Annotated in this window: 26 protein-coding genes; 20 read left to right on the forward strand and 6 right to left on the reverse strand. The window is 72.7% G+C overall.

The genetic code is table 11. The annotated features are described in order from the left end of the window. The first annotated feature begins 105 nt into the window (after positions 1-105). A complete protein-coding gene (gene dnaE / locus FYW95_RS17190) occupies positions 106-3,666 on the forward strand; it encodes a DNA polymerase III subunit alpha (RefSeq protein WP_159942232.1) in 3,561 nt (1,186 codons plus the stop codon). Positions 3,667-3,812: 146 nt separating this feature from the next. Beyond that, the gene (locus FYW95_RS17195) at positions 3,813-4,550 is read left to right on the forward strand and encodes a PadR family transcriptional regulator (protein ID WP_159942231.1); all 738 of its coding nucleotides are present in this window, start codon (positions 3,813-3,815) and stop codon (positions 4,548-4,550) included. A gap of 53 nt (positions 4,551-4,603) precedes the next feature. Here FYW95_RS17195 and FYW95_RS17200 read toward each other — a convergent pair whose 3' ends face one another. Next, positions 4,604-5,137 (reverse strand): DinB family protein, encoded by a 534-nt coding sequence (locus FYW95_RS17200; RefSeq protein WP_159942230.1) that lies wholly within the window; start codon positions 5,135-5,137, stop codon positions 4,604-4,606. A 76-nt stretch (positions 5,138-5,213) separates the two neighbouring features. Here FYW95_RS17200 and FYW95_RS17205 point away from each other — a divergent pair, with 76 nt between their 5' ends. Then, the gene (locus FYW95_RS17205; RefSeq protein WP_236567734.1) at positions 5,214-5,858 is read left to right on the forward strand and encodes a hypothetical protein; all 645 of its coding nucleotides are present in this window, start codon (positions 5,214-5,216) and stop codon (positions 5,856-5,858) included. A gap of 37 nt (positions 5,859-5,895) precedes the next feature. Here the strand turns inward: FYW95_RS17205 and FYW95_RS17210 are convergent, their stop codons facing one another. From FYW95_RS17210 to FYW95_RS17225, 4 genes are all read right to left on the reverse strand, one after another. Then, on the reverse strand, positions 5,896-7,755 hold the full coding sequence (locus FYW95_RS17210; protein ID WP_159942229.1) for an AMP-dependent synthetase/ligase: 1,860 nt from the start codon (positions 7,753-7,755) through the stop codon (positions 5,896-5,898). 68 nt (positions 7,756-7,823) lie between these two features. Beyond that, complete coding sequence (gene ybaK, locus FYW95_RS17215) at positions 7,824-8,309, reverse strand: Cys-tRNA(Pro) deacylase (protein ID WP_236567733.1); 486 nt, start codon at positions 8,307-8,309, stop codon at positions 7,824-7,826. A gap of 233 nt (positions 8,310-8,542) precedes the next feature. Further along, positions 8,543-9,337 carry an LON peptidase substrate-binding domain-containing protein gene (locus tag FYW95_RS17220; protein WP_159942228.1) on the reverse strand — a complete coding sequence of 265 codons (795 nt, stop codon included), beginning with the start codon at positions 9,335-9,337 and terminating at the stop codon, positions 8,543-8,545. A gap of 162 nt (positions 9,338-9,499) precedes the next feature. Continuing rightward, positions 9,500-10,060, reverse strand: a complete 561-nt coding sequence (locus FYW95_RS17225; protein WP_159942227.1) for a ferritin — start codon at positions 10,058-10,060, stop codon at positions 9,500-9,502. Between the two features lie 248 nt (positions 10,061-10,308). On the opposite strand from FYW95_RS17225, the gene hisD reads away from it, so the two are divergent. The 10 genes from hisD to FYW95_RS17270 all read left to right on the forward strand — a co-directional run bounded on the left by hisD (position 10,309) and on the right by FYW95_RS17270 (position 20,710). After that, on the forward strand, positions 10,309-11,604 hold the full coding sequence (hisD, locus tag FYW95_RS17230; protein WP_201294901.1) for a histidinol dehydrogenase: 1,296 nt from the start codon (positions 10,309-10,311) through the stop codon (positions 11,602-11,604). Positions 11,605-11,678: 74 nt separating this feature from the next. After that, on the forward strand, positions 11,679-12,809 hold the full coding sequence (locus tag FYW95_RS17235) for a histidinol-phosphate transaminase (protein WP_201294902.1): 1,131 nt from the start codon (positions 11,679-11,681) through the stop codon (positions 12,807-12,809). Beyond that, positions 12,806-13,399 carry an imidazoleglycerol-phosphate dehydratase HisB gene (gene hisB / locus FYW95_RS17240; protein ID WP_159942226.1) on the forward strand — a complete coding sequence of 198 codons (594 nt, stop codon included), beginning with the start codon at positions 12,806-12,808 and terminating at the stop codon, positions 13,397-13,399. Before FYW95_RS17235 ends, hisB begins: the two co-directional genes overlap by 4 nt. After that, positions 13,400-13,561 carry a hypothetical protein gene (locus tag FYW95_RS27765; RefSeq protein WP_201294903.1) on the forward strand — a complete coding sequence of 54 codons (162 nt, stop codon included), beginning with the start codon at positions 13,400-13,402 and terminating at the stop codon, positions 13,559-13,561. Positions 13,562-13,575: 14 nt separating this feature from the next. Continuing rightward, positions 13,576-14,232: an imidazole glycerol phosphate synthase subunit HisH gene (gene hisH, locus FYW95_RS17245; RefSeq protein ID WP_201294904.1), complete on the forward strand. Its 657-nt coding sequence runs from the start codon at positions 13,576-13,578 to the stop codon at positions 14,230-14,232. A 46-nt stretch (positions 14,233-14,278) separates the two neighbouring features. Next, entirely contained in the window at positions 14,279-15,040 is a 762-nt protein-coding gene (gene priA, locus FYW95_RS17250; protein ID WP_159942225.1) for a bifunctional 1-(5-phosphoribosyl)-5-((5-phosphoribosylamino)methylideneamino)imidazole-4-carboxamide isomerase/phosphoribosylanthranilate isomerase PriA, read from the forward strand. Then, positions 15,037-15,810: an imidazole glycerol phosphate synthase subunit HisF gene (gene hisF / locus FYW95_RS17255; protein ID WP_159942224.1), complete on the forward strand. Its 774-nt coding sequence runs from the start codon at positions 15,037-15,039 to the stop codon at positions 15,808-15,810. The genes priA and hisF overlap by 4 nt, the downstream gene beginning before the upstream one ends. A gap of 225 nt (positions 15,811-16,035) precedes the next feature. Then, on the forward strand, positions 16,036-16,617 hold the full coding sequence (locus FYW95_RS17260; protein ID WP_159942223.1) for a peptidoglycan-binding domain-containing protein: 582 nt from the start codon (positions 16,036-16,038) through the stop codon (positions 16,615-16,617). A gap of 266 nt (positions 16,618-16,883) precedes the next feature. Beyond that, the gene (locus tag FYW95_RS17265) at positions 16,884-18,872 is read left to right on the forward strand and encodes an ABC transporter ATP-binding protein (protein ID WP_159942222.1); all 1,989 of its coding nucleotides are present in this window, start codon (positions 16,884-16,886) and stop codon (positions 18,870-18,872) included. Continuing rightward, positions 18,869-20,710, forward strand: a complete 1,842-nt coding sequence (locus FYW95_RS17270; protein ID WP_159942221.1) for an ABC transporter ATP-binding protein — start codon at positions 18,869-18,871, stop codon at positions 20,708-20,710. The genes FYW95_RS17265 and FYW95_RS17270 overlap by 4 nt, the downstream gene beginning before the upstream one ends. 51 nt (positions 20,711-20,761) lie before the next feature. Here FYW95_RS17270 and FYW95_RS17275 read toward each other — a convergent pair whose 3' ends face one another. Continuing rightward, entirely contained in the window at positions 20,762-21,763 is a 1,002-nt protein-coding gene (locus FYW95_RS17275; RefSeq protein ID WP_159942220.1) for a sugar isomerase, read from the reverse strand. A 181-nt stretch (positions 21,764-21,944) separates the two neighbouring features. Between FYW95_RS17275 and hisI the strand changes: the two genes are divergently transcribed. From hisI to trpC, 7 genes are all read left to right on the forward strand, one after another. Then, on the forward strand, positions 21,945-22,289 hold the full coding sequence (gene hisI / locus FYW95_RS17280; protein WP_159942219.1) for a phosphoribosyl-AMP cyclohydrolase: 345 nt from the start codon (positions 21,945-21,947) through the stop codon (positions 22,287-22,289). Then, entirely contained in the window at positions 22,286-22,981 is a 696-nt protein-coding gene (locus tag FYW95_RS17285) for a Trp biosynthesis-associated membrane protein (RefSeq protein ID WP_159942218.1), read from the forward strand. The genes hisI and FYW95_RS17285 overlap by 4 nt, the downstream gene beginning before the upstream one ends. After that, positions 22,981-23,322 (forward strand): HGxxPAAW family protein, encoded by a 342-nt coding sequence (locus FYW95_RS17290; RefSeq protein WP_159942217.1) that lies wholly within the window; start codon positions 22,981-22,983, stop codon positions 23,320-23,322. Before FYW95_RS17285 ends, FYW95_RS17290 begins: the two co-directional genes overlap by 1 nt. 357 nt (positions 23,323-23,679) lie before the next feature. After that, the gene (locus FYW95_RS17295; protein WP_159942216.1) at positions 23,680-24,057 is read left to right on the forward strand and encodes a CD225/dispanin family protein; all 378 of its coding nucleotides are present in this window, start codon (positions 23,680-23,682) and stop codon (positions 24,055-24,057) included. A gap of 86 nt (positions 24,058-24,143) precedes the next feature. Further along, on the forward strand, positions 24,144-24,656 hold the full coding sequence (locus FYW95_RS17300; RefSeq protein WP_370462372.1) for a DUF2752 domain-containing protein: 513 nt from the start codon (positions 24,144-24,146) through the stop codon (positions 24,654-24,656). Between the two features lie 94 nt (positions 24,657-24,750). Beyond that, positions 24,751-25,080: a CD225/dispanin family protein gene (locus FYW95_RS17305; RefSeq protein ID WP_159942215.1), complete on the forward strand. Its 330-nt coding sequence runs from the start codon at positions 24,751-24,753 to the stop codon at positions 25,078-25,080. 221 nt (positions 25,081-25,301) lie between these two features. After that, positions 25,302-26,108: an indole-3-glycerol phosphate synthase TrpC gene (trpC, locus tag FYW95_RS17310; protein WP_159942214.1), complete on the forward strand. Its 807-nt coding sequence runs from the start codon at positions 25,302-25,304 to the stop codon at positions 26,106-26,108. Positions 26,109-26,170: the final 62 nt, after the last annotated feature.

Raw genomic sequence — 26,170 nt, forward strand, 5'->3', positions numbered from 1 at the left:
CACCCCGGTCCACGGTTGTCCACAGGGGTGCAGCGAGACGGCCGGGAAAGTCGTAGGCTCAGGAGTCACCACCCGTCCACCGACCCTGCTGGGGGCACCCTCGTCATGGCCGACTCCTTCGCCCATCTGCACGTCCACACCGAGTACTCCATGCTCGACGGGGCAGCGAAGCTCAAGCCCCTGTTCAAGGAGGCCTCCCGGTTGGGCATGCCCGCGGTCGCGATGACCGACCACGGCAACATGTTCGGGGCGTACGAGTTCTACCAGCAGTCCAAGGGCACCGGCGTCACCCCCATCATCGGCATCGAGGCCTACGTCGCGCCCGAGTCGCGCTTCCACAAGAAGCGGGTCTTCTGGGGCCGGGCCAGCGGGTCCGACGACGCCGCGGCCGAGGGCGGCAAGGACATCTCCGGCGGCGGCCGGTACCTGCACATGACGATGCTGGCGCAGAACGAGACCGGGCTGCGCAACCTGTTCCGGATGTCCTCGCTGGCGTCCATGGAGGGCTACTACATGAAGCCCCGCATGGACCTGGAGCTGATGTCGGAGTACAGCGAGGGCATCGTCGTCTCCACCGGCTGCCCCTCGGGCGGCGTGCAGACCCGCCTGCGGCTGGGCCAGGAGAAGGAGGCCATCGAGTACGCGGCCAAACTCCAGGACATCTTCGGCCGGGAGAACGTCTTCCTGGAGCTGATGGACCACGGCGTGGACATCGAGAAGGAGGTCCGCGACGGCCTGCTCAAGGTCGGCCGCGAGCTGGACATCCCCCCGCTGGTCACCAACGACTCCCACTACGTCTACGAGAGCCAGGCCGCCGCGCACGACGCCCTGCTGGCGGTGGGCGTGGGCAAGAACCTGGACGACCCCACCCGGTTCCGGTTCAACGGCTCGGGCTACTACCTCAAGACCGCCGACGAGATGCGCGGCATCCTCAACTTCGACGAGTGGCAGCAGGGGTGCAGGAACACCCTGCTCATCGCCGAGCGGATCGACCCCGGGGCCTACGACGCGGTGTTCGCGCACCGCGACCTGATGCCCACCTTCCCCGTGCCCGAGGGCGAGACCCAGTCCTCCTGGCTGGCCAAGGAGGTCGAGCGGCTGCTCAGGGAGCGCTACCCCGACGGGATCAGCGACGAGGTCCGCAAACGCGTCGACTTCGAGCTGGGCATCATCAACGAGATGGGCTTCCCCGCCTACTTCCTGGTGGTCTCCGACATCTGCCAGTACGCGCGCAAGAACGGGATCGCCCTGGGCCCGGGCCGCGGCTCGGCGGCCGGGTCGATGATCGCCTACGTGCTGGGCATCACCGACCTGGACCCGTTGGAGCACGGCCTGCTGTTCGAGCGGTTCCTCAACCCCGAGCGCGTCACCATGCCCGACATCGACCTGGACTTCGACGAGCGCCGGCGCGGGGAGATGATCGAGTACGTCACCCGGCTGTACGGCGAGGAGCGCGTCGCCCAGATCCTCACCTTCGGCACCATCAAGGCCAAGGCCGCGGTCAAGGACTCCACCCGCATCCTCGGCATGCCCTACTCGGTGGGCGACACGATCACCAAGGCCTTCCCGGCCGCGGTCGGCGGCAAGGAGATCCCGCTCGAGGCGGTGACCAACCCCGAGCACGAGCGCTACAGCGAGACCACCGAGCTGCGCAACCTCATCGACAACGACCCCCAGGTCGCCAAGGTCATGGAGACCGCGCGGGGTATCGAGGGCCTGACCCGCGGCACCGGCGTCCACGCGGCGGGCGTCATCCTGTCCAAGGAACCCCTGCTCGACGTCATCCCGCTGCACAAGCGCGACACCGACGGCGCCATCATCACCGGCTTCCCCTACCCGCAGTGCGAGGACATGGGGCTGCTCAAGATGGACTTCCTGGGCCTGCGCAACCTGACGATCATGGACGACGCGGTCAAGAGCATCAAGGAGTCCGAGGGGATCGACATCGACCTCGGGCAGCTGCCCCTGGACGACAGGAAGACCTACGAGCTGCTGTCCCGCGGCGACACCCTGGGCGTGTTCCAGCTGGACGGCGGCGCGATGCGCAACCTGCTCAAGCGGATGGAGCCCAAGAAGTTCGGTGACATCGCGGCCGTGCTGTCGCTGTACCGGCCGGGACCGATGGCGGCCAACGCGCACAACGACTACGCCGACCGCTCGAACGGCCGCCAGGAGATCACCCCGATCCACCCCGAGCTCAAGGACGCGCTGGAGCCGATCCTGGGGGAGACCTTCCACCTGCTCGTCTACCAGGAGCAGATCATGGCCATCGCCCAGCAGCTGGCCGGGTACAGCCTGGGCGGCGCCGACCTGATGCGCCGCGCGATGGGCAAGAAGAAGAAGGAGGCCCTGGAGGAGGAGGAGGCCAAGTTCTTCCCCGGCGCCATGGAGCGCGGCTTCTCCAAGGAGGCCGTCCAGGCCCTCTGGGACGTCATGCTCCCCTTCGCCGGGTACGCGTTCAACAAGTCGCACGCCGCCGGGTACGCGCTGGTCTCCTACTGGACCGCCTACCTCAAGGCCAACTACCCCGCCGCCTACATGTCCGCGCTGCTGACCTCGGTCAGCGACGACAAGGACAAGATGGCGGTCTACCTGGCCGAGTGCCGCGCCCAGGGGATCAAGGTGCTGCCGCCCGACGTCAACGAGTCGGGTCTGCGCTTCACCCCGGTCGGCAGGGACATCCGCTTCGGCATGGGCGCGGTCCGCAACGTCGGCGCCAACGTGGTCAACTCGATCATCAAGACCCGCACGGAGAAGGGCAAGTACACCTCCTTCACCGACTTCCTGTCCAAGATCGAGCTCGCGGCCTGCAACAAGCGCGTCATCGAGTCCCTGATCAAGGCGGGCGCCTTCGACTCCCTGGGCCAGCCGCGCCGGGAGCTGTACCGCCACCACGAGACCGCAGTGGACGGCATGATCAGCTCCAAGAAGCAGGAGGCGCACGGCCAGTTCGACCTCTTCGGCGGCGGGGACGAGGGCGACTCCACCCCCATCGGCCTCAACATCAACTGGGGCGACGAGGAGTGGGACCGCAAGACCAAGCTGGCCTTCGAACGCGAGATGCTGGGCCTGTACGTCTCCAGCCACCCGCTCGCCGGCGCCGAGCGGGTGCTGGCCCGCTCGCGCGACACCTCCATCGCCCAGGTCGTGGCCGGCGAGCTCAGCCGCGAGCGGGGCGAGGTGCGCATCGCGGGCCTGATCTCCAAGGTGGACAAGCGCACCAACAAGGCGGGCAACCAGTGGGCCATCGCCACGGTGGAGGACCTCGACGCCAGCATGGAGGTCCTCTTCTTCCCCAAGACCTACCCGCTGTACGTGGACGCCCTGCTGGAGGACACCGCCGTCACCGTCAAGGGCCGCCTGAACGACCGCGACGGCACCTGGTCCATGTTCGCCTCGGAGATGTCGATCCTGGACATCTCGCACGTCACCGAGGGCGAACCGCCGGTGCTGCTCACCGTGGACGAGAAGAGGCTGACCCCCGAGCTGATCGGTGACCTGCGCCAGGTGCTGAGCACGCACAAGGGGGAGACCCCGGTGCGGATCCGGGTGGACAACCCGGTGCGCTCGCGCATCTACGCGGTGGACCGCTACTCGGTGCGCGTCTCGCCGGAGTTCAACGGTGAGGTCAAGAGCCTGCTGGGGGCCTACTCGGTCGACTACTGACCGGTTGCCGCATCCCCGGACGCCCCAGGGCGTCCGGGGATTTTGTGTGTTCGGCGCTTGCCTCCGCAAAGTTATAGATATATCTTTGAGCTATAAGAACAGAGTATGACAGTCTATCTGTATCGATCAACGTGGAGGAGAGCACCATGACAGCCATGGCACTTCCCGGTCCCTGGTCCTGGAACGCGCGCGGTCCGCGCCGCGGCCGCCCCTTCCCCGGGCGCGGCGCCGAGCGCGCCGGGTTCGGCCCGCACGACCCCCGGGTACCGCCGGCGGTCCCGCCGTGGGCGGGCGGCGGGTTCGGTCCCGGCCACCCCTTCGGCGGGTTCGGCCCCGGCCCGGGGGGCGGTCGCGGCGGCGGACGCCGAGGCGGCGGACAGCGCGCCCGGCGCGGCGACGTGCGCACCGGCATCCTGCTGCTGCTCGCCGAGGAGCCGCGCAGCGGGTACGAGATCATCCGTGAGGGCCGCGAGCGCAGCGGCGGCATGTGGCGGCCCAGTCCCGGCTCCGTCTACCCCATGCTCCAGCAGCTGGAGGACGAGGGTCTGGTCACCCAGGAACCGGGCGAGGGGCGGCGGCGCCCCTACCGGCTCACCGAGGAGGGCGTCGCCCACCTGGAGGAGCGCGGCGCGGACCTCACCCCGCCCTGGGAGGCCGGCGCCGAGGCCTACGCCGACAGCCGCTCCCGCTACGAGGAGGTCGGCGCCCTGGCCTACCAGGTCGGCGCCGCCGCGGCACAGGTCGCCCAGGCGGGCAGCGCCGACCAGCTGGAGCGCGCCAAGCGCCTGCTGGCCGAGACCCGGCGGGGCCTCTACCTGATCCTCGCCGAGGAGGGACGGGACCCGGCCGCCCGGGACGGGGACGACGGGGACAGCGACCTCTGACCCCGTGACCGGGGGCCCGCGGACACCGTCCGCGGGCCCCCGGCGCCGGCGGTCTACTCCCCGGTCGTGCCGTCGGCGAGCTCGCGCAGCACGTCCAGGTGCCCGTTGTGCCGGGCGGTCTCCTCGACCATGTGCACCAGCACCCAGCGCAGGGTGGTGTGGCGCCCGTCGCGGCCCGCGCGCCGCGCACCCGAGCCCAGCTCCAGCCTTGCGGTGACCTCCCGGGAGCGGGCGCACTGCTCCTCGTACTCCGCGAGCAGCCTGTCCAGCGGAACCTCGTTGCCCCGGCGCCACTCGGCGTCCGGGTCCTCGGGGGTGGCGTAGCCCGCGTCGGGCATCCCCATCATGACCATCTCGAACCAGGCGTGCTCCACCCACCGCAGGTGCGAGACCACCGCGCCCACGCTCATCAGCGGCGAGGAGGGCAGGGGGGTGGCGACGGCGTGCTCGGCGGACAGCCCGGCGCACTTGGCGTGCACCGTGGCCCGGTGCCAGTCCAGCCAACTGGTGAGCATGGTGCGCTCGTCGGCGGCCTGGGGCGGATCCACACGGGCGGGCGGGGAAGCGGGGGCGCCATGGTTGCTCATCGGGGTATTCTCCGTTCCGGCTGGCCCCGTATCCACTGGTTTTCCGCAAGCCGGGACGGGGCGGGAAGTGGGGGAGATGGCGGACCAGGACAGGGCGCGCACGCGACCGCTGGCGGCGGGGGCGTGCGTCCTCACCGCGCTGCTGGCGCTGGGCGCGCTGCTGGGGACCGTGTGGTGGCTGATCGCCCCGCGCGCGCGCGGCACCGCGCTGGGCGGGGGCGAGATCTTCACCGGCACCGACCAGGCCGTGTTCGCGGCCGAGGGCTACTTCGTCCTCATGACCGCCCTGACCGGCCTGGTCACCGGCTACGCCGCCTACATGCTCCAGTTCCCGCTGGCCCGGCGCCGCTTCCAGGACCTGCGCATGGTGTTCCTGCTCTCGGGCTTCGCGGGCGCGCTGGGCGGAGCGGTGCTCGCCTGGCGGGTGGGCGTGGCCCTGGACGCCCCGGCCCGCGCCGCCGTCGCCGCGGCCGAGGCCGGTACCTCCCTCCAGGCCGGGCTGCGGCTCGACGCGACCGCCTTCCTGCTCGTGTGGCCGCTGGTGTTCGTCCTGCAGTACGGGTTGCTGGACGCGGTGAGCTTCCTGCGCGACGACCAGCCCGGCGTGCCCCCGCGGGAAGCGCCGGAAACCGGCGACGCGCCCGGGACCGGTGGGGGTTCCGGCCCGGACGCCTCCCCGGCTGCCGACCGCGACCACGCGCGGCCCCGGGACACACCCTGACCTCCGCGCGTCCCGCGGCCCGTGCGCCGGGCGGGGATCACAGCGTCTCGACGGTGTCCCCGTACATGCCGTCGAGCAGCGCCCGGTAGCGCTCCTCGACCGCCCGGCGCCGCATCTTCAGGCTGGGCGTGATCTCGCCCTCCTCCACCGTCAGCTCGCGGGGCAGGATCGCGAACTCCTTGATCGTCTCGTGGCGGGGCAGGTCCCGGTTGAGCTCGTCCACGGCCTCCTGGACCAGCGCCCGCACCCTCGGCTCCCGGGTCAGCTCCGCGTAGTCCAGGCCGTCCAGCCCGTTCTCGGCCGCCCAGGCGCGGACGGCCTCGGGATCCAGGGCCACCAGCGCCACGCAGTAGGGTCTGCGGTCTCCGTGCACCACCAGGTTGCCGACGTAGGGGCACAGCGCCTTGAAGCGGCTCTCGATCCGCTGCGGCGCCACGTACTTGCCGCCGGATGTCTTGATCAGCTCCTTCTTGCGGTCGGTGATGCGCAGGTGCCCGCCCTCCAGCACGCCGATGTCGCCGGTGGCGAACCAGCCGTCCTCGGTGAGCACCGCCTCGGTGGCGCCGGACAGGTTGTGGTAGCCGCGCATCACGCCGCCGCCGCGGATGAGGACCTCCCCGTCCTCGGCGATCCGGACCTCGGTGCCCGGCATGGGCAGCCCGACCGTGCCGAACCGCACGTCGCCGGGCCGGTTGACGAACGTTCCCGCGCTGGTCTCGGTGAGCCCGTAGCCCTCCAGGATGACGATCCCGGCGCCGTAGAAGAACCGGCCGATCTCGGGAGCCAGCGGCGCGCTGCCGGAGATGAGGTACCGGAGCCGCCCGCCGAAGCGCTCCCTGATCCTGGCGAACACGAGCCGGTCGGCGAGCGCGTGCTGGGCGGCGAGCGCCCCGGTGGGCTCGCGGCCCTCCTCCCTCAGGCGCGCGACCCGGTCGGCGACCCCCGCGGCCCACCGGAAGATCCGGTACCTGACCGGGCCGCCCTGCCGGGCCTGCGTGACCACCCGGTTGTAGACCTTCTCGAAGATGCGCGGGACGGCGGCCATGAAGGTGGGCCGCACGACGGACAGGTTGTCCACGATCCGGTCCACCCGGCCGTCCACGGCCGTCATGAAGCCGATGCGCAGCTGGCTGACCTGCATGACCTTGCCGAAGACGTGTGCCAGCGGCAACCACAGGTACTGCACGTCGTCGACGGTCATCAGCTCCTGGTCCCGCTGGCGCAGTTCGGCGTCCAACTGCTCCATGGCCTGGGACTCGTAGAGCCAGTTGGCGTGGTCCAGGCGCACGCCCTTGGGCCGTCCGGTGGTACCGGAGGTGTAGATGAGGGTGGCCAGGTGGTCGGGGCGGATCCGGTCCACCAGCTCCTCGAACAGCCCGGGCCGCTCCGCGTGCAGGGAGGCGCCCAGGGCGGCCAGGTCCTCCAGTGGCATCACCCAGTCGTCGTGGCCCGCGCCGCCCTCGAAGGCGATCACCCGGGACAGGCCGGGCATCTGGGCGCGCTGCCCGACGAGCTTGGCGACCTGCTCGTCGTTCTCGGCGAAGGCCACCATGCTGCCGGAGTCGGAGATGATGTAGGCGCAGTCGGGCGGGGTGGAGGAGGGGTAGACGGTGGTGGAGGCGCCGCCCGCGCACAGCACGGCCATGTCGGCGAGGATCCACTCGATCCGGGTGCTGGAGACGATCGCGCACCGGGCCTGGGGGGTCACGCCCAGCGCGTGCAGGCCCAGCGCGAGGTCGCGCACCCGGTCGCGGGTCTGGGACCAGGTGAGCTGTTCCCAGGTCTCGGAACCGCCGTCGGGGACGGGGTGGGTGAAGGCCGCGGCGTCGCCGGACTCGGCGACGCGGGCGAGGAACATGGCGGGGACGGAGGAGAAGGGGGATGCGGTGTTACCCATCTCACAAAGCTACCCCTGGGTAGAGGGACCGGCAACGGGCCGTGTGCGGCCCCGCCCCGCACCCCCGGTCAGGGGGCGCCGATGGGCGCGGTGACCGCCTCGGTGAGCGCGATGAGGTCCTGTGGCTTGAGTTCCATCTGCAGCCCCCGGCGCCCGGCCGAGACGTAGACCGTGGGCAGCGCGGCCACCGACGCGTCGACCACCGTGCGCAGGCGCCTGCGCTGGCCCAGGGGGCTGATGCCGCCGCGCACGTACCCCGTGGCCTTCTCCGCCCGGGCCGGGTCGGCCATGACGGCCCGCTTGCCGCCGACCGCCGCGGCCAGCGCCTTGAGGTCGAGCGTGGTGCTGACGGGGACCACCCCCACGGTGAGCTGACCGTCCACCTCGGCGATCAGGGTCTTGAAGACCTGCTCGCGGGGGACGCCGAGCGCGTCCGCGGCGTCGGTTCCGTAGGAGCGCCCGTCCGAGGAGCCGTCCACCTCGTAGGGGTGCAGCGTGTAGGTGGTCTTGGTTCGTCCGGCGGCCACCGTCGCCGGTGTGGCTTTCGCACTCATGGGGTACCTGCGTTCCTCTCCTGCCGCGCACACGCGGGTGTGTGTCCGGTAACCGGTGCCCGGGCGGGCCTCCCGCGCGGACACCGCGCCGGACCGGGAGGCCCGGCACCGGTTCCGGACAGCAGGCTAGGCGACCGGTGCCGTGAGCGCGCGCTGGCAGGCGGAGTGCAGGCGTGTTTCTTGCGATGGATGTCGCTGTTGGGGTCTTTGGTTCCTTGGTGGGGGAAGTTGCTTCAGTTGAAGGAGACACCGTTATTGAGGAAGGGCCCCGCAGGGAGGTTGGGCAGCGTGGGAGCGGCCACGATCCGGTTCTCCCGGCGCAGGAAGCGGGCCGCCACGGCCAGCCGGGTCGCGGCGTCCTCCGCCTCCAGCAACCGCTGCTTCTCCCACTGGTCCAGGACCGCGGAGGCCGCCACGCTGTAGGACAGCGCGATGGGGTCCTTGGGCAGCTCGGGCGAGGCGTCCGGCGACAGCCCGATCCCGGCCAGGCGCTGGCAGTAGGCCGCGTACAGGTCCCGCACCCGCTCGGCGTGCTCCTCGGCGTCCGGGCCCAGGGGCTCGGGCAGGAAGGCCACCGAGGCCGTGGCGTACTCCTCGGGGGAGGAGGCGTCCACCTCCGACAGGTCGGTCACGGTGAAGCGCGCCCCGCCCTCCACGACCAGGTCGAAGCGGCCGTCCTCGTAGGTTCGCACGTCACGTACCAGCGCGGTGCACCCGGTCGCGCTCACCCGGGGCAGCGCCACACCCGGCCCGCCCGCGACGGGCACACCGGTGTCGGCCTCCCCGGCGCCCTGCCCCGACTCCGAGGCCACCTCGTGGCCCAGTTCGATCCAGACCACCCCGAACCGGCGCGGCCCGCGCGGCGCCGAGCGCGCCTCACCCTCGGTGAGGGCCTCGCCCTGCGTGAGAGTGGGGCCCAGCAGCTCCGAGACCAGTCGGCGGTAGCGCCGCTCGAAGACGTGCAGCGGAACCGTCATACCGGGGAACAACACGGTGTTGAGCGGGAAGATCGGCAGTGCCAAGGGCATGGAACCCAGTATGCCCCCCGCGCCCGGAACACGGGCGGCGCGGGCGGGTTCCCGGCGCGGCCGGGGCACGCGTGCGGCCCGGGGCCGGCGCCCGTGTTCCCCCCTCTGGAACGGGCGCGGCCCCGGGCCGCGGGAACGGCCGCCGGAGCGGCCGGTGGCCTGTCAGGACACCGAGGGCCCGGCGGTGTCGGGCGCGCCCTGGCTGCCGTGGTCCCCGCTGGGCATGTCGCGGGCGACGAAGGCCTCCACGTCGAACAGGTTGCCGTTGGCGCGGTCCAGCACGTTGAGGAGGGTCGACATCTTGGCGACCTCCTCGGTCTGCTCCTGGATGAACCACTGCAGGAACTGCTCGCCGGTGTAGTCGTCCTCGTCGCGGGCCACCTTGGCCAGACGGTGGAACTGGTCGGTCACCGCGCGCTCCTGGCGCAGGGCCAGCGCGACCAGGTCGCGCGGCACGGAGAAATCGGTCTCGATCTCGTCCACGCCCGGAAGGGCGAAGGGAACGTCGTTGTCCAGCAGGAAGCGCACGATCATCATCGCGTGGTCGCGCTCCTCCAGGGCCTGCTCGTAGAAGACCCGCGCCAACTGGGGCAGGTCCTGATCGTCGAACCAGGCGGCGATGGCCACGTACTGGTGGGAGGCCGTGAACTCGTGCCGGACCTGGTCGACCAGGAGTCGGTGGAACTTGGAAAGGCCGATATCGCTGCTCTTGTTCGAGGTCATGGCCCCACCATAACGTATGAAAAAGCTTTATGCGAAACGCGAGTGCACTTCTCCATATTTGTTAGGCAAGCCTTTCTGAAGCTTAATAAGGTTAGGTGTTCCAAAGTAAGGCGACGCTTAATGGCGGCCTTTGTCGCACTCTGTTCGCCGATGCTGGGAAGGCGCGTACCCGCCGGTGGGGGCGGTGTGGTGTCCATCATTCGGACGTCGCCACCCACGGAATGGGCGACGCCCCCTAGACTGGGACCGTGATCAGTCGAATCGACCTCCGAGGCACCCAGGGCGACCCCCGCCAGGCCCTTCCGCGAGCGGAACTGGACGTGGCCGCCGCAGTCGAGCGCGTACGCCCCATCTGCGAGGACGTACGCCATCGCGGGGTGGAGGCGCTGGTCGAACTCAGCGAGCGCTTCGACGGCGTGCGCCTGGACGACGTCCGCGTGCCCAAGGAGAGGATCGAGGCGGCCCTGGCCGACCTGGACCCGGCCGTGCGCGCCGCGCTGGAGGAGTCCATCCGCCGCGCCCGACTGGTCCACCGCGACCAGCGCCGCACCGACCACACCACCCGCGTCGTGCCCGGCGGCACCGTCACCGAGAAGTGGATCCCCGTCGACCGCGTCGGGCTCTACGTCCCCGGCGGCCGGGCCGTCTACCCCTCCAGCGTGGTCATGAACGTCGTTCCCGCCCAGGAGGCGGGCGTGCGCTCCCTGGCGGTCACCTCCCCGCCCCAGCGCGAGTTCGGCGGACTGCCGCACCCGACCATCCTCGCCGCCTGCGCCCTGCTCGGCGTGGAGGAGGTCTACGCCGTCGGCGGCGCCCAGGCCGTGGCCATGTTCGCCTACGGCGCGGGCCCCTGCGAGCCCGCCGACATGGTCACCGGCCCCGGCAACATCTGGGTGGCCGCGGCCAAGCGCCTGCTCAAGGGCGTCATCGGCATCGACGCCGAGGCCGGACCCACCGAGATCGCGATCCTGGCCGACGCCACCGCCAACCCCGACTACGTCGCCGCCGACCTGGTCAGCCAGGCCGAGCACGACGTCGTCGCCGCCTCCGTCCTGGTCACCCCGGACGAGGCCCTGGCCGAGGCGGTCACCGGGCGCCTGGCCGTCCGCGTGGCCGCCACCCGGCACGGCGACCGCGTCCGCGAGGCCCTGTCCGGGCCCCAGTCCGGCATCGTCCTCGTCGACGACCTCGACCACGGCCTGGCCGTCGTCAACGCCTACGCCGCCGAACACCTGGAGATCATGACCGCCGACGCCGCCGCCTGGGCCGCGCGCGTGCGCAACGCGGGCGCGATCTTCGTCGGCGACTACTCCCCGGTCTCCCTCGGCGACTACGCCGCCGGATCCAACCACGTCCTGCCCACCGGCGGCTGCGCCTGCCACACCGGAGGCCTGAGCGTGCAGACCTTCCTGCGCGGCGTGCACATCGTCGACTACGACCGCGACGCGCTGGCCGAGGTCGCCCACCACGTCATCACCCTGGCCAACGCCGAGGACCTGCCCGCGCACGGCGAGGCCGTCGCCGCGCGCACGGACCCGGCCTGAGCCCGACGGCCACCCGCCCGGCGGGACCGGCGCGCCGCGACCGCCGCGCGCACCGCGCCCGCCCACAACCGACCATGAGCGTGGAACCCGTGAGCTTCACCCTGAACGACCTGCCCCTCCGCGACGACCTGCGCGGCCAGACGCCCTACGGCGCCCCGCAGCTGGACGTCCCCGTGGTGCTCAACACCAACGAGAACCCGCACCCGCCCTCCCCGCGGCTGGCCAAGGCCCTGGCCGACGCGGTCGCCGACACCGCCCTGGGCCTGAACCGCTACCCCGACCGGGACGCGGTGCGCCTGCGCGAGGGCCTGGCCGCCTACCTCGGCCACGGCCTGACCGCGGACCGGGTGTGGGCGGCCAACGGCTCCAACGAGATCCTCCAGCAGCTCCTCCAGGCCTTCGGCGGCCCGGGGCGCACCGCGATGGGCTTCGAGCCCTCCTACTCGATGCACCCGATCATCTCCCGGGCCACCGGCACCGCCTGGGTCGCCCAGCCCCGCGACGCCGAGTTCCGCGTCGACACCGACACCGCCCTGGCCGCGATCGCCGAGCACCAGCCCAGCGTCATCTTCCTCACCTCGCCCAACAACCCCACCGGCACCGCCCTGGACATCGACGACATCGCCCGCGTGTGCCAGGCCGCCCCCGGGGTCGTGGTCGTCGACGAGGCCTACGCCGAGTTCCGCCGCCAGGGCACCCCCAGCGCCCTGAGCCTGCTGCCCGACCACCCCCGGCTCGTCGTCTCGCGCACCATGTCCAAGGCCTTCGCCCTGGCCGGGGCGCGCGTGGGCTACCTGGCCGCGCACCCGGCCGTGGTCGAGGCCCTGCAGCTGGTCCGCCTGCCCTACCACCTGTCCGCCGTCACCCAGACGGTCGCGCTCACCGCCCTGGAGTACGCCGACGAACTCCTGGGCGCCGTGGCCGACCTGCGCGCCGAACGCGACGCCCTGGTCGCCTGGCTGCGCGGGCACGGCTTCTCCGTCGCCGACTCCGACGCCAACTTCGTCCTGTTCGGCGAGTTCGAGGACCGGACCAGGGTCTGGCGCGACCTGCTCGACCAGCAGGTCCTCATCCGCGAGACCGGCCCGCCCGGCTGGCTGCGCGTCACCGTCGGCACCCCCGGCGAGATGGACGCCTTCCGCCGGGCCCTGCTCCGGGCCACCGGACACCCATCCGCCACCACCGAGGAAGTTCCGTCACCATGAGCCGCACCGGACGCGTCGAGCGCACCACCAAGGAAACCAAGGTCCTGGTCGAGATCGACCTGGACGGCACCGGCGTCGCCGACGTCTCCACCGGCGTCGGCTTCTTCGACCACATGCTCGACCAGCTCGCCAAGCACGGCCTGTTCGACCTCACCGTGCGCACCGAGGGCGACCTGCACATCGACTCCCACCACACCATGGAGGACACCGCCCTTGCCCTGGGCGCAGCCTTCCGCGAGGCCCTGGGCGACAAGCGCGGCATCCGCCGCTTCGCCGACGCCAGGGTCCCCCTGGACGAGGCGCTGGCCGAGGTGACCGTCGACGTCTCCGGCCGCCCCTACCTCGTGCACAGCGAGCCCGAGGGCATGGCCCCGGTGATCGGCCGCGACTACGACACCACCATGACCCGCCACATCCTGGAGTCCTTCGTGGCCCAGGCCCGGGTGGCCCTGCACGTCCACGTGCCCTACGGGCGCAACGCCCACCACATCGTGGAGTGCCAGTTCAAGGCGCTGGCCCGCGCCCTGCGCGCCGCCACCGAGGACGACCCGCGCGTCAGCGGGATCCCCTCCACCAAGGGAGCCCTGTAGATGGACACCGACCTGTGGGCCCTGGCCCTGGTCGTGCTCGCCGGCTTCCTCGCCGGGGGCGCCTTCGCCATGTGGCGGATCAACAAGGCGCTGGCCGCCGCCCTGGCCGCCTGCACCTTCCTGGCGCTGGCCGCCGGCGTCCTCCGACTGGGTTACCTCTGACAGGAAGGGCAGTCATGCCGTCACGTGTGGTCGTCTTCGACTACGGTTCGGGCAACCTGCGCTCGGCGCAGCGCGCCATGGAGCGCACCGGTGCCGACGTCACCGTCACCTCGGACCCGCACGCCGCCCTGGAGGCCGACGGCCTCCTCGTCCCCGGCGTGGGCGCCTTCGGCGCGTGCATGGGCAGCCTGCGGGCCGCCGGCGGCGACCGGATCATCGGCAAGCGCGTGGCCGGGGGACGCCCGGTCCTGGGCGTGTGCGTGGGCATGCAGGTGCTCTTCGAACGAGGCGTGGAGCGCGTGGGCCCCGCCGACGGGGAGGCCGGGGTGGCCGAGGGCTGCGGCGAGTGGCCCGGCACCGTGGACCGCCTGCGCGCCCCCGTCCTGCCGCACATGGGCTGGAACACCGTCCGCCCGCCCGAGGACACCCGGCTCTTCGCCGGGATCGGGCCCGAGGAGCGCTTCTACTTCGTGCACTCCTACGCCGTGCGCGAGTGGGAGTTCACCCCCACCAACCCGCGCATCCCCGCGCCCAAGGTGACCTGGTCCGAACACGGCGAACCCTTCGTGGCCGCCGTCGAGAACGGACCGCTGTGGGCCACCCAGTTCCACCCGGAGAAGTCCGGCGACGCGGGCGCCCACATCCTGGCCAACTGGGTCGCCACCCTCTGAGGGCCGCCCACCCGCTTCACCCGACCAACGAGCACGAGAAGGCTTCATGACCGGCGAGACCACCACCCCCGCACTCGAACTGCTGCCCGCCGTGGACGTGGCGGACGGTCAGGCCGTCCAGCTCGTCCAGGGCAGGGCGGGCTCGGGCGGACAGTACGGCGACCCCTTCGAGGCGGCCATGGCCTGGCAGAAGGCCGGCGCCGAGTGGATCCACCTCGTGGACCTGGACGCCGCCTTCGGCCGCGGCCACAACCGCGACCTGCTGCGCGACATCGTCGGCCGCCTCGACGTCAGGGTGGAGATGTCCGGCGGTATCCGCGACGACGAGTCCCTGGCCGCCGCCCTGGCCACCGGCTGCACCCGGGTCAACATCGGCACCGCCGCCCTGGAGAACCCCGACTGGTGCGCCCGCATCATCGCCGAGCACGGCGACCGGATCGCCATCGGCCTGGACGTGCGCGGCACCACCCTGGCCGCGCGCGGATGGACCCGCGACGGCGGCGACCTCCTCGAGACCCTGGAGCGCCTGGAGGAACAGGGCTGCGCCCGCTACGTCGTCACCGACGTCAACAAGGACGGCACCCTCAAGGGCCCGAACCTGGACCTGCTGCGCACCGTGTGCGAGCGCACCGACAAGCCGGTGGTGGCCAGCGGCGGCGTCTCCAGCCTGGAGGACCTGCGGGCGATCGCCACCCTGACCCCCCTGGGCGTGGAGGGCGCCATCATGGGTACCGCCCTGTACGAGGGCGCCTTCACCCTCCAGGACGCCCTGGCCGCCGTGCGCGGGCCCCAGGGGGCCGGCCAGTGAGCGTGGCGGTACGCGTCATCCCCTGCCTGGACGTGGACGCCGGGCGGGTGGTCAAGGGCGTCAACTTCGAGAACCTGCGCGACGCGGGCGACCCGGTGGAGCTGGCCGCCACCTACGACGGCGACCGCGCCGACGAACTCACCTTCCTGGACGTGACCGCCTCCAGCGGCGACCGGGAGACCACCTACGACGTGGTGCGCCGCACCGCCGACCAGGTGTTCATCCCGCTCACCGTCGGCGGCGGGGTGCGCACCCCCGAGGACGTGGACCGGCTGCTGCGCGCGGGCGCCGACAAGGTCGGCGTCAACACCGCCGCGGTCAACCGCCCCGAACTCATCGGCGAGATCGCCGAGCGCTTCGGCCGCCAGGTCCTGGTGCTCTCCGCCGACGTGCGCCGGGTCCGCGCCGACGGCCCGCCCACCCCCAGCGGGTTCGAGGTCACCACCCACGGCGGCCGACGCGGCACCGGCGTCGACGCCCTGGAGTGGTGCGAGCGCGCCGCCGAGCTGGGCGCGGGGGAGATCCTGCTCAACTCCATGGACGCCGACGGTACCAAGGCGGGCTTCGACCTGGAGCTGATCCGGGCCGTGCGCGCCCGGGTGGAGGTGCCGCTCATCGCCTCCGGCGGCGCGGGCGCGGTGGAGCACTTCGCCCCCGCCGTCGACGCGGGCGCGGACGCCGTGCTCGCCGCGACGGTCTTCCACTTCGGGGAGTTCACCATCGCCGACGTCAAGAGGAACCTGCGCGAGGCGGGCCACACCGTGCGCTGAACCGCCCGCACCGCACCCTCCCGGGCGCGTCCCCGGGCCGGGGACGCGCCCGGCGGTGTTTCGGTTGACACCCGTGCCCGAACAGGTCCGGCCAGGACAGCAAAGTATGTCCTCCTGGCGGCATTTGTGCTCTTTGTGTGAACGTGGCGCAGCTCTCACGCATCACACGGAGTGCAGGAACCACCCGCACCGCGGGCACCGCACACCGGGAAAGGAACACCCGCCATGTCCACCGCGACGCGGCGCGGCGCCGCCCTCGGGGCCGCCACCGCACTGGCCGCGGCCACCCTCCTGGCCGCCGCGCCCCCCGCCCTGGCCGACGACCTCGACCAGACCTCCGCCGAGACCCTGGCCGCCATCGAGGCCCAGAGCTGGCCCGAGTACACCCTCGGCGACTTCGACATCGACGTCTACGCCGCCAAGATGCTGCTCGACCAGGGAGAGATCTACCCCGGCGAGCTCGACCTGGAGTTCGACCAGGACCTGCACGACGCCCTGGTGTCCTACCAGGACGCCTTCGGCCTGCCCGCCTACGGCGACCTCGACACCGCCACCTGGGAGCACATGCGGGACCTGGTCTTCGGCCAGCACCAGTTCCGCCGCGGCGACACCGGACCCGTCGTGGTCATGATCCAGCGCCAGCTCAACGCCAAGTTCAACTACCACCTCGCCACCGACGGCGTCTACGGCTACTGGACCGAACAGGCCGTCCGCGACGCCCAGGGCCACTTCGGCATCGGCGTCGACGGGGTCTTCGGCCCGGTCAGCTTCCAGGCCCTGATCAGCTACCAGGACTACGACCGCTGACCCCGGCCCCGCGTCCCACCCGTCCGGGCCCGGCCCGCCGGGCCCGGACACCCCGCCCCCGCCCGCCCCGCCCGGCCACCCGGTCCGCGCTGGACGGAATAGCACCGTGGCGCGCCGCGCTGAAACAATCCGGTGGAACCTGTCCGCACCGCTGGATAGGTTGACACCACACGCGCACTCCACGGTCCTTCGGCATGCCCGGAGCCCGCCGTGCGCGCGTCGGCAGCGCCGGGCCCGGCCCGGCAGGCGAGCAGAACGGGGAGCGCATGGCGCAGGGAACCAGCACCACGCGAACGCGCGAGGGGACCGCCGGGGGCGAGGGCGAGGACACCCGTTCCCAACCCCCGGACCCGGCGCACACCGGCGTCTTCACCCGGGGCATGAGGGTCCTGGGGGTCGCCGCCCGCACCGAACCGTGGGTCTTCCTCGCCGCCGCCCTGGGCGCCGCGCTCCACGCCGCCGTCAACGTCGGCTCCGCCTCCGTCCTCGGCCACCTCACCGACGCCACCATCCTGCCCGCCTTCGCCCAGGGCAGCACCACCGCCGCCGCCCTCACCGCCGCCGCGGCCCTGCTCATGGCGGTCGGCCTCGGCAAGGCCGTCGGCGTCGCCATGCGCCGGATGCTCGCCGCGCTCATGCAGTTCCGCATGCAGGCCCGCTACCGGCGCGCCGTGGCCCGCAAGTACCTCGAACTCCCCCTGTCCTGGCACCACCGCCACCCCACCGGACAACTCCTGTCCAACGCCAACGCCGACGTCGAGGCCACCTGGCAACCGCTCGCCCCCCTGCCCATGGCGGTCGGAAGCGTCTTCATGCTGGCCATCGCCGCCGTCGCGATGGTCCTCACCGACCCGGTGCTCGCCCTGGTGGCCTTCGTCGTCTTCCCCACCCTCGCCGCCGCCAACGTCGTCTTCCAGCGCCGGGTCTCACCCATGGCCTCCCGCGCCCAGGCCCTGCGCGCCGAGGTCAGCGGCGTCGCCCACGAGTCCTTCGACGGCGCCCTCGTCGTCAAGACCCTGGGCCGCGAGGACACCGAGACCGAACGCTTCACCGAGGCCGCCCACCGCCTGCGCGACGCGCTCATCCAGGTCGGCCGCATGCGCTCGATGTTCGACCCCGTCATGGAGGCCCTGCCCAACTTCGGCGTCCTGGCCGTCCTGCTCCTGGGCATGTGGCGACTGTCCACCGGCGCCATCGACCCCGGCGACCTGGTCCAGATCGCCTTCCTGTTCACCCTGCTGACCATGCCCATCCGCTCCTTCGGCTGGATCCTGGGCGACCTGCCCCGCAGCGTCGTGGGCTGGGACCGCGTCCAGTCCGTCCTGCGCGCCGACGGCGCCATGGAGTACGGCGACCGCACCCTGGAGGACACCCCCACCGGAATCGCCCTGAGCGCCCGCGGCGTCACCTTCTCCTACGCCGACTCCTACGACGCCGACGGCGGCGGGCGCGACCTCATGGACGGCCGCGCCGACGGACCCCGCACCACCGTCCTCAACGGCGTGGACCTGGACATCGCCCCCGGGCGCACCGTCGCCCTGGTCGGCCCCACCGGAGCGGGCAAGTCCACCCTCACCACCGTGCTCATGCGCCTGGTCGACGCCGACAGCGGCACCGTCACGTTCGACGGCGTCGACGTCCGCGACCTGGCCCGCGACCAGATCCCCCGCCACGCCGCACTGGTCCCCCAGGGCACCTTCGTGTTCGAGGACACCGTCCGCGACAACGTCACCCTGGGCGCCCCCCTGGGCGACGACGAGGTCTGGGCCGCCCTGCGCCTGGCCCGCGCCGACGGGTTCATCCGCGAGCTGGAGGGCGGACTCGACGCCCGCCTCGGCGAGAAGGGCACCACCCTCTCCGGCGGACAACGCCAGCGCCTGGCCCTGGCCCGCGCCGTCGTCCGCCGCCCGCGCCTGCTCATCATGGACGACGCCACCTCCGCGGTCGACCCGCAGATCGAGGCGCAGATCCTCGCCGGCCTGCGCGAACGCGACGCCGCCGCCACCGTGGTCGTGGTCGCCTACCGGCGCGCCACCATCGAACTCGCCGACGAGGTCGTCTACATGGAACGCGGCCGCGTCCTGGCCCGCGGCACCCACGAGGAGCTGCTCACCACCTCACCCGGCTACACCAAACTCGTCACCGCCTACGAGCGCGCCTCCGCCGAGGCCGGGCCCGGCCCCCTCCCAGAGGAACCCGGGCCGCTCGAACCCTCCCGCCGCAGCGACGACGCCACCGAGGAGACCAGCCGATGAGCGCACCCGTCCGCACCGGTCAGCGGCCCGACCCAGGCGCGCGGCAGGAGGAGGGCACGGGCACCGCCGTGTCCCTGCACCGCTCCTCCGACGGCGCGCTCGAGACCATCAGGCGCGGCCTGCGGCTGTCCCCGGAGTTCGCCCGCGGCCTGTGGCTCACCCTGGCCCTCGCGGTCGCGGCCACCGCCGGCAAGATCATCGTGCCCGTCGCCGTCCAGCAGATCATCGACAACGGCCTGTCCGGACCCGCCGGACCCGACCTGGCCTTCGTCACCCGCATGGTGAGCGTGTGCGCCGCCCTGCTCCTGGTCACCATGGTCTTCTCCTACCTGATGAACGTGCGCCTGTACCGGGCCACCGAGTCCGGCCTGGCCACCCTGCGCCGCAGGGCCTTCCGCCACGTGCACGACCTGTCCGTGCTCACCCAGAACAGCGAGCGCAAGGGCGCCCTGGTCTCCCGCGTCACCAGCGACGTCGACCAGATCAGCACCTTCATGCAGTGGGGCGGCATGCTCCTCATCGTCAGCAGCGGCCAGCTGCTGGTGGCCACCGCCCTCATGGCGGTCTACTCCTGGCAGCTCACCCTCGTGGTGTGGATCTGCTTCCTGCCCCTGCTCTTCGGCGTGCGCTGGCTGCAGAAACTGCTCTCCAGGGCCTACCTGAAGGTGCGCGAGCGCACCGGCGACATGCTCGGCGTCATCGGCGAGACCGTCATGGGCGCCGCCGTCATCCGCGCCCACGGCACCGAGCGGCGCACCGCCCAGCGCATCGACACCACCGTCCTGGCCACCCGCCGCGCCCAGGTCCGCGCCCAGCGCCTGTCCATGGCCGTCTCACCCTTCGCCGAGATCGTCTCCGCCCTCGGCAACACCGCGGTGGTCCTCATCGGCGTCTGGCTGGGCCTGGGCGGCGACCTGACCGCCGGACAGCTCATCGCCTTCCTGTTCCTGATGACCCTGTTCATCCAGCCGATGATGATGGCCACCGAGATCTTCAACGAGGCCCAGAACGCCATCGCGGGATGGCGCCGGGTCCTGGGCGTACTCGACACCGTGCCCGACATCGCCGACCCGGGCGAGGCCGGACGCGAACTCCCCCGCGGACCCGTCGAGGTCGCCTTCGACCGCGTCACCTACTCCTACCCCGGGGGACCCGTCGTCCTGGACGACGTCAGCGTCGGGATCACCCCCGGCACCCGGGTGGCCGTGGTGGGGGAGACCGGCTCGGGCAAGACGACCTTCGTCAAACTGCTCACCCGCCTCATGGATCCCGACCACGGCACCGTCCGCCTCGACGGCGTCGACCTGCGCGAGGTGGCCTTCTCCTCCCTGCGCAGCCGCGTGGTGATGGTCCCCCAGGAGGGCTTCCTCTTCGACAGCTCCCTGGGCGACAACATCCGCTTCGCCCGCCCCGAGAGCACCGACACCGAACTGGAGGCGGCCATCACCGAGCTCGGCCTCGCCGAGTGGCTCGACAGCCTCGCCCACGGACTCGACACCCCCGTGGGCCAGCGCGGCGAGTCCCTCTCGGCGGGGGAGCGCCAGCTCGTCGCCCTGGTCCGCGCCTACGTCGCCGACCCCGACCTGCTCGTGCTGGACGAGGCCACCTCCGCCGTGGACCCGCACACCGAGGTGCGCATCCAGCGCGCCCTGGACCGGCTCACCCGGGGCCGTACCTCCGTGGCCATCGCGCACCGCCTGTCCACCGCCGAGGCCGCCGACCGGGTCCTGGTCTTCGACGACGGACGCATCGTGCAGAGCGGCTCCCACACCGAACTGGTCGGCCGGCCCGGCGTGTACGCCGACCTGTACGCCTCCTGGGTGCGCTCCTCGGCCTGACCCGCGCCCGCGGTCCGGGGCCCGCCACGGGAGCGGTGTCCCCGGACCGCCTCAGCGGCCCGAGGCCGCCCACCAGTGCGCCGCCAACAGCTCCGCCACCAGCGGTTCCGCCAACAGGCCCACGTCCGGGTCGCCGTCACCCGGATAGCGCACCGTCACCCCCGCCCCCGGCACCCGCTCGCGTCCGGGGGTGGGACCCACCGCCACGAACGCCCCGCGCAACTGCCCCAGGTGCTCGGCGAACCGCTCGTCGTAGGCCGACCCCGCGAACAACAGGGCCCGGTAGTCGGTCACCGCGGCCAGGTGACGGTCGGTGTGCGACCACTCCCCGGTCTCGGCGGCGTGCGCCACCTTCACCGGACCCTTACGCAACACCTGCACCCCCTGCCACGCCGATGCCAGCCGCTCGGCCGGGGCCACCAGGTGCACGCCGTCCGGCCCCTCCAGCACCCGCGCCGCCCGGGGCACCCACTTCGGCGCCCCCTCCAGCAGGAAGGACGTGGCGTTGGCCACCCGGCGCAGCAGGCCGGGGAAGTTCGCGCTCGCCCCCGACACCGGGGCGCCCAGACGGTGCCCCAACAGCAGGAGCAGGGCCAGCGCGTGCTGATAGGCGCGGCACCCCAGGCCGCTGGCCTCCTCACCCGCGTGCAACGGCACCAACAAATCCGCCTGGCGCCCCACCACCGCATCCACCGACGGCGCCAGCACGACCACGGGCGACCGCGCCACGTACCGGTCCAGGACCGTGTACAGCTCCTTCTGCCCGCCGCCCAGACTCACCGCCACCACCAGCGTCTCCGGACCCGCCGGAGGCGCCTCCGCCGAGGAGGAGAAGTCCGCGGTCGCCGCGATCCCCGCCCGGCGCAGCCGGGCCGCCGCCACCGCGCACGCGTGCCGCGCCGCGCCCAAGCCCACGAAGCGCACCGAGGCGGGCTCGTCGTCCAACAGTGCGGGCAGCGCCGCGTAGGGGTCCCACCGCGGAAAGCGGTCGGCCAACCGGGACAGCGCGTCGGGCATGCCCGCCAGGTCGGCGGACAGGGAATCGGCGGTCACGACAACCCCCAGGGTGGAAGGGACAGGGCGGAGGGGACGAGGCGGCGGTACCAACGCACGCACTCTAGTACCGCCCCGGCCACCGCCGCCCCGCCCCGGACGATCCCCCCGCGACACCGCCGCACCCGCCACACGCCTCCCCGGTGCACGGCGGCGCGCACCCGCCCATAACCTGGAAACCATGAGCGTCACCAGCCTCGACCCGGCCATCGCCGCCCGTCTCAAGCGCACCGAGGACGGCCTCGTCCCCGCCGTCGTGCAGCAGCACGACACCGGGGAGGTCCTCATGCTCGCCTGGATGGACGACGAGGCGCTGCACCGCACCCTGACCACCGGGGCCGCCACCTACTGGTCCCGCAGCCGCGGCGAGTACTGGGTCAAGGGCGCCACCTCCGGCCACACCCAGCGCGTGGTCTCCGTCGCACTCGACTGCGACGGCGACACCCTGCTCCTGCGTGTCGACCAGACCGGCGCCGCCTGCCACACCGGCGACCGCACCTGCTTCGACGCGGACAGACTCCTGTGAGCGGCGCCACCGCGCGCCGCGAGTACGGCCTGGCCACGCTCGCCCTGGCCGCCGGGGCCGGACTGCTCCTGGCCGCCTCCGGACGGCACTGGGCCACCGGTGGGCTCACCGCGCCCGGACCGGTCGCCCCCCTGCCAGTCGACCTCACCGGAGGCGACCTCACCGGCGCCCTGAGCGGCATCGGCTGGGCCGGACTGGCCGCGATCGCGGGCCTGTACGCCGCCCGGGGCTGGGCCCGCCGCGCCATCGGCCTCCTCCTCGCCCTCGGCGGCGCCACCGCCCTGGCCGCGACCTGGACAGCCACCCGTCCCGACACCCTGCTGGCCGCCGTGGCGGAGAACACCTCCGACGCCGCCGGGGCCGCACAGGTCGCCGCCCAGCCCCAGCTGTCCGCCCTCGGCCCCGCCATGGCCGCTGCCGGAGCCCTCCTGCTGGTCGCCGCCGGGCTGTGGTCCACGGCCCGGGCCCCGGCCTGGCCGGGCATGGGCACCCGGTACGATCGGGACGCCGCACCGCGCGCGTCCCGGGCCGAGACACCCTCCGACCTGTGGAGATCACTGGACGCCGGTGACGACCCCACACTCGACGCCCCCGAGGGCGCCACCCCCGAGAGCGCCGCGCGAGCGGACGGGGACGGCGCCGCGCACGCACCGCCGACCGCACGGTCGGCCGAACCGAAGGAGAAAACCTGATGGCCGACGAACACCACGAGGACCACGGCAACACCCTTTCGGCCTGGTTCCTCACCCTCTCCTGGATCGTGGTGTGGACCGTGGCCGCCACCGCCATCATCCTCGGCGGCGCCCTGGTCACCTGGACCGTCGTCGCCCTGGCCGCCAGCGCGGTGTGCGCCGTGATCGCCGGTGTCATGAAGAAGGCCGGCCTGGGCCGCAAGGAGCCCCGCCCCGTCCCGCCCACGCGCGAGGAGTGGGAGGCCGGGCGCGGGACCGCGGCCGCGGCCACCCAGGCCGAGCCCGCCGACGCCCCGCCCGCCGAGGCCCTGGACCCCGACGCCCACAGCGCCACGTCCTGAGGCGCCCGGACCCCTCGGCGGACCGCGCCCGCGCGTCTCCCGCCCCTCGGCGGCACCCCCGGCTCCGCCCTCCGACGCTCGGAGGGCGGAGCCGCGTGTTCTCCCCGCGCGCCCCCTGTCGGTAGGCTGGGGCGCCCCGCCCCAGCACGGGGAGACGGCCGCCCCCGCCCCGGCGGACCCCCTCGTCCCCGACCGCGCGTGTTGGTGCAGTTCGGGACACGTCGTACCGATCTGGCATGATGCTTGTCTGTCCGTGGTGCGTTCGACCCGGTGATCCCACCCTGCCCCGTGTGGGGCCCGCCCCCCGTCGGTGCGCCGCGCAAACCCCTTGTCCTTCTCAGGAAAGTTGTACCGACTATGAGTTACGGTCCCCCGCCCCCAGGCAACCCCGGCCAGCCCCCCGGCGGCTACGGTCCCCCCAGCGGCGGCTACGCGGCCCCCGGCGGTGGCTACGGGTCTCCCGGCGGCCCGCCCCCGGACAACGGTCTCGTCTGGGCTATCGTGGCCATCTTCTGCTGCTGGCCCTTCGCCATTCCGGCCATCATCAACGCCACCAAGGTCCACGACCTCTGGAACCGCGGGGACCAGGCGGGCGCCATGCAGGCGCAGGCCCAGACCAAGAAGTGGACCAAGCTCGCCTTCATCCTGGGCAGCATCGGTTACGTGCTGAGCATCGGTTTCTACATCCTGATGATCGTGATCGCCGCGTCCACGGCGTCGACCTACTCCTACTGACGGAGAAGGCCCCGACCTTCGACGGCAGCCCGCCCCCGAGCGCGCCCGCGCCGAGGGCGGGCCCCTCCCACCCCTAGGCTGGTCACGTGCACCCACACCACGAAGAGCCTCCGGCCGACCCCGCCGCCCCCGCTCCGCGAAGACCCTCCCTGGTCGAACGGACCAGGCGCTGGGCGGAGTCCCAGCCCCCGGTCGTGTGGCCCGTCGGACTGGGCGCTCTGGGACTGGCGGGCGCGGCCCTCCTGCACGTGGTCGACCCCAACGAACCCGGCAACTACCCCACCTGCCCCTGGCTGCTGCTCACCGGCACCTTCTGCCCCGGCTGCGGCAGCATGCGGGCCATCGCGCTGTTCACCCACGGCGACGTCCTCGGCTCCATCAGCATGAACCCCCTGCTGTGGCTGCTGGCCCCCTACATCGCCTGGACCTACGCGCGCTGGCTCTACCAGTCCGTCCGGCCGCCCACGAGCCCTCCCAAGCTCACCCCCGGATGGTTCCTGTGGGCTCTGGTCATCGTCATCACCGCGCACTGGATCCTGCGCAACCTGCCCTGGTTCTCCTTCCTGGCACCGGGCACCCCCCTGTTCCCCGGCTGGTAGGCGGAACCACGCGGCGTCCCCAGCGGTCTGATGCAGATGAGCGGGCTCCGTCCACGCCCGTCCGACCACCACCACGTTCCCGAAAGGGCATCACATGAGCTACCAGCCCCCGCACACCGGCGGTTACGGTCCCGGCGCCCCCTACGGCGGGCCCCCCGCCGGGGGGCCGCCCAAGAACTACCTGGTACACAACATCCTCGGTATCTTCGGATGCACCATCATCGGTGTCATCGGCCTCGTCTTCTCCCTCCAGGTCAACAGCAAGTGGGAGGCGGGCGACTACGCGGGAGCCGAGTCCGCGGCCCAGACCGCCAAGGTCCTGGGCATCATCGGGCTGGTCTCCTTCATCCTCGCGGCGGTCCTCCTCGTCATCTACGTGCTGATCTTCGTGGTCGCCTTCGGAGCGGCGTTCGCCAGCATGTAGCCGGGCCCGCGCGCCGCCCCGTACACCCGCGGCGCGCCCGCCCGGGGCGGGGCGGGCGCGCCCACGACGCGGGGTGACACGCGGGGGCGGCGACCCCACCGCGCCGACAGGTGGATACGATGGCCGTGCGACGGCGACCTTCGCCGGTCACGCCGTGCGACGACGGGCCCCACCGGGCCACCCACCGCGACCGGCCCACCTTCACGAGGGAGCAGTAACTGGTGAGCGTGCTCGACGAGATCCTCGACGGAGTACGCGCCGACCTGGCGCAGCGCCAGGAGGCCCTTCCCCTGGACCGCCTCAAGGACCAGGCGGGGTCGGCGCCCACTCCGCAGGACGCCGAAGCCGCCCTGCGCCGCCCCGGCGTGCACGTCATCGCCGAGGTCAAGCGGGCCAGCCCCTCCAAGGGCCCCCTCGCGGCCATCGCCGACCCCGCGGCCCTGGCCCGCGACTACGAGGCCGGCGGCGCCACCCTGATCAGCGTCCTGACCGAGGAGCGCCGCTTCAGCGGCAGCCTCGCCGACCTGCGCGCCGTCCACCAGGCCGTCGACACCCCGCTGCTGCGCAAGGACTTCGTGGTCAGCTCCTACCAGTTGTGGGAGGCCCGCGCCTTCGGCGCCTCCGCCGTCCTGCTCATCGTCGCCGCCCTGTCCCAGGAGGCCCTGGTCTCCCTGGTCGAGCGCGCCCGCTCCCTGGGCCTGATGCCCCTGGTGGAGGTGCACGACGAGGAGGAGGTCTCCCGCGCCCTGGACGCCGGAGCCACCGTCATCGGCGTCAACGCGCGCAACCTCAAGACCCTGGAGGTGGACCGGGACACCTTCGCCCGGCTCGCCCCGCTCATCCCCAACGACGTCGTCAAGATCGCCGAGTCCGGCGTGCGAGGCCCGCACGACCTGCTGGCCTACGCCGGTGCCGGAGCGGGCGCCGTCCTGGTCGGCGAGAGCCTCGTCCGCGGCCGGAACCCGCGCGAGGCCGTCGCCGACCTGGTGACCGCCGGAGCCCACCCCGCCCTGCGCGACCGCGGCTAGGGACGGACATGACGGCTCCCGGGCAGACCACGGCGCACCCTCGGCGGCGATGGCTCTAGGGA

The sequence above is a fragment of the Nocardiopsis sp. FR4 genome, assembly GCF_009830945.1.
Lineage (GTDB): Bacteria > Actinomycetota > Actinomycetes > Streptosporangiales > Streptosporangiaceae > Nocardiopsis.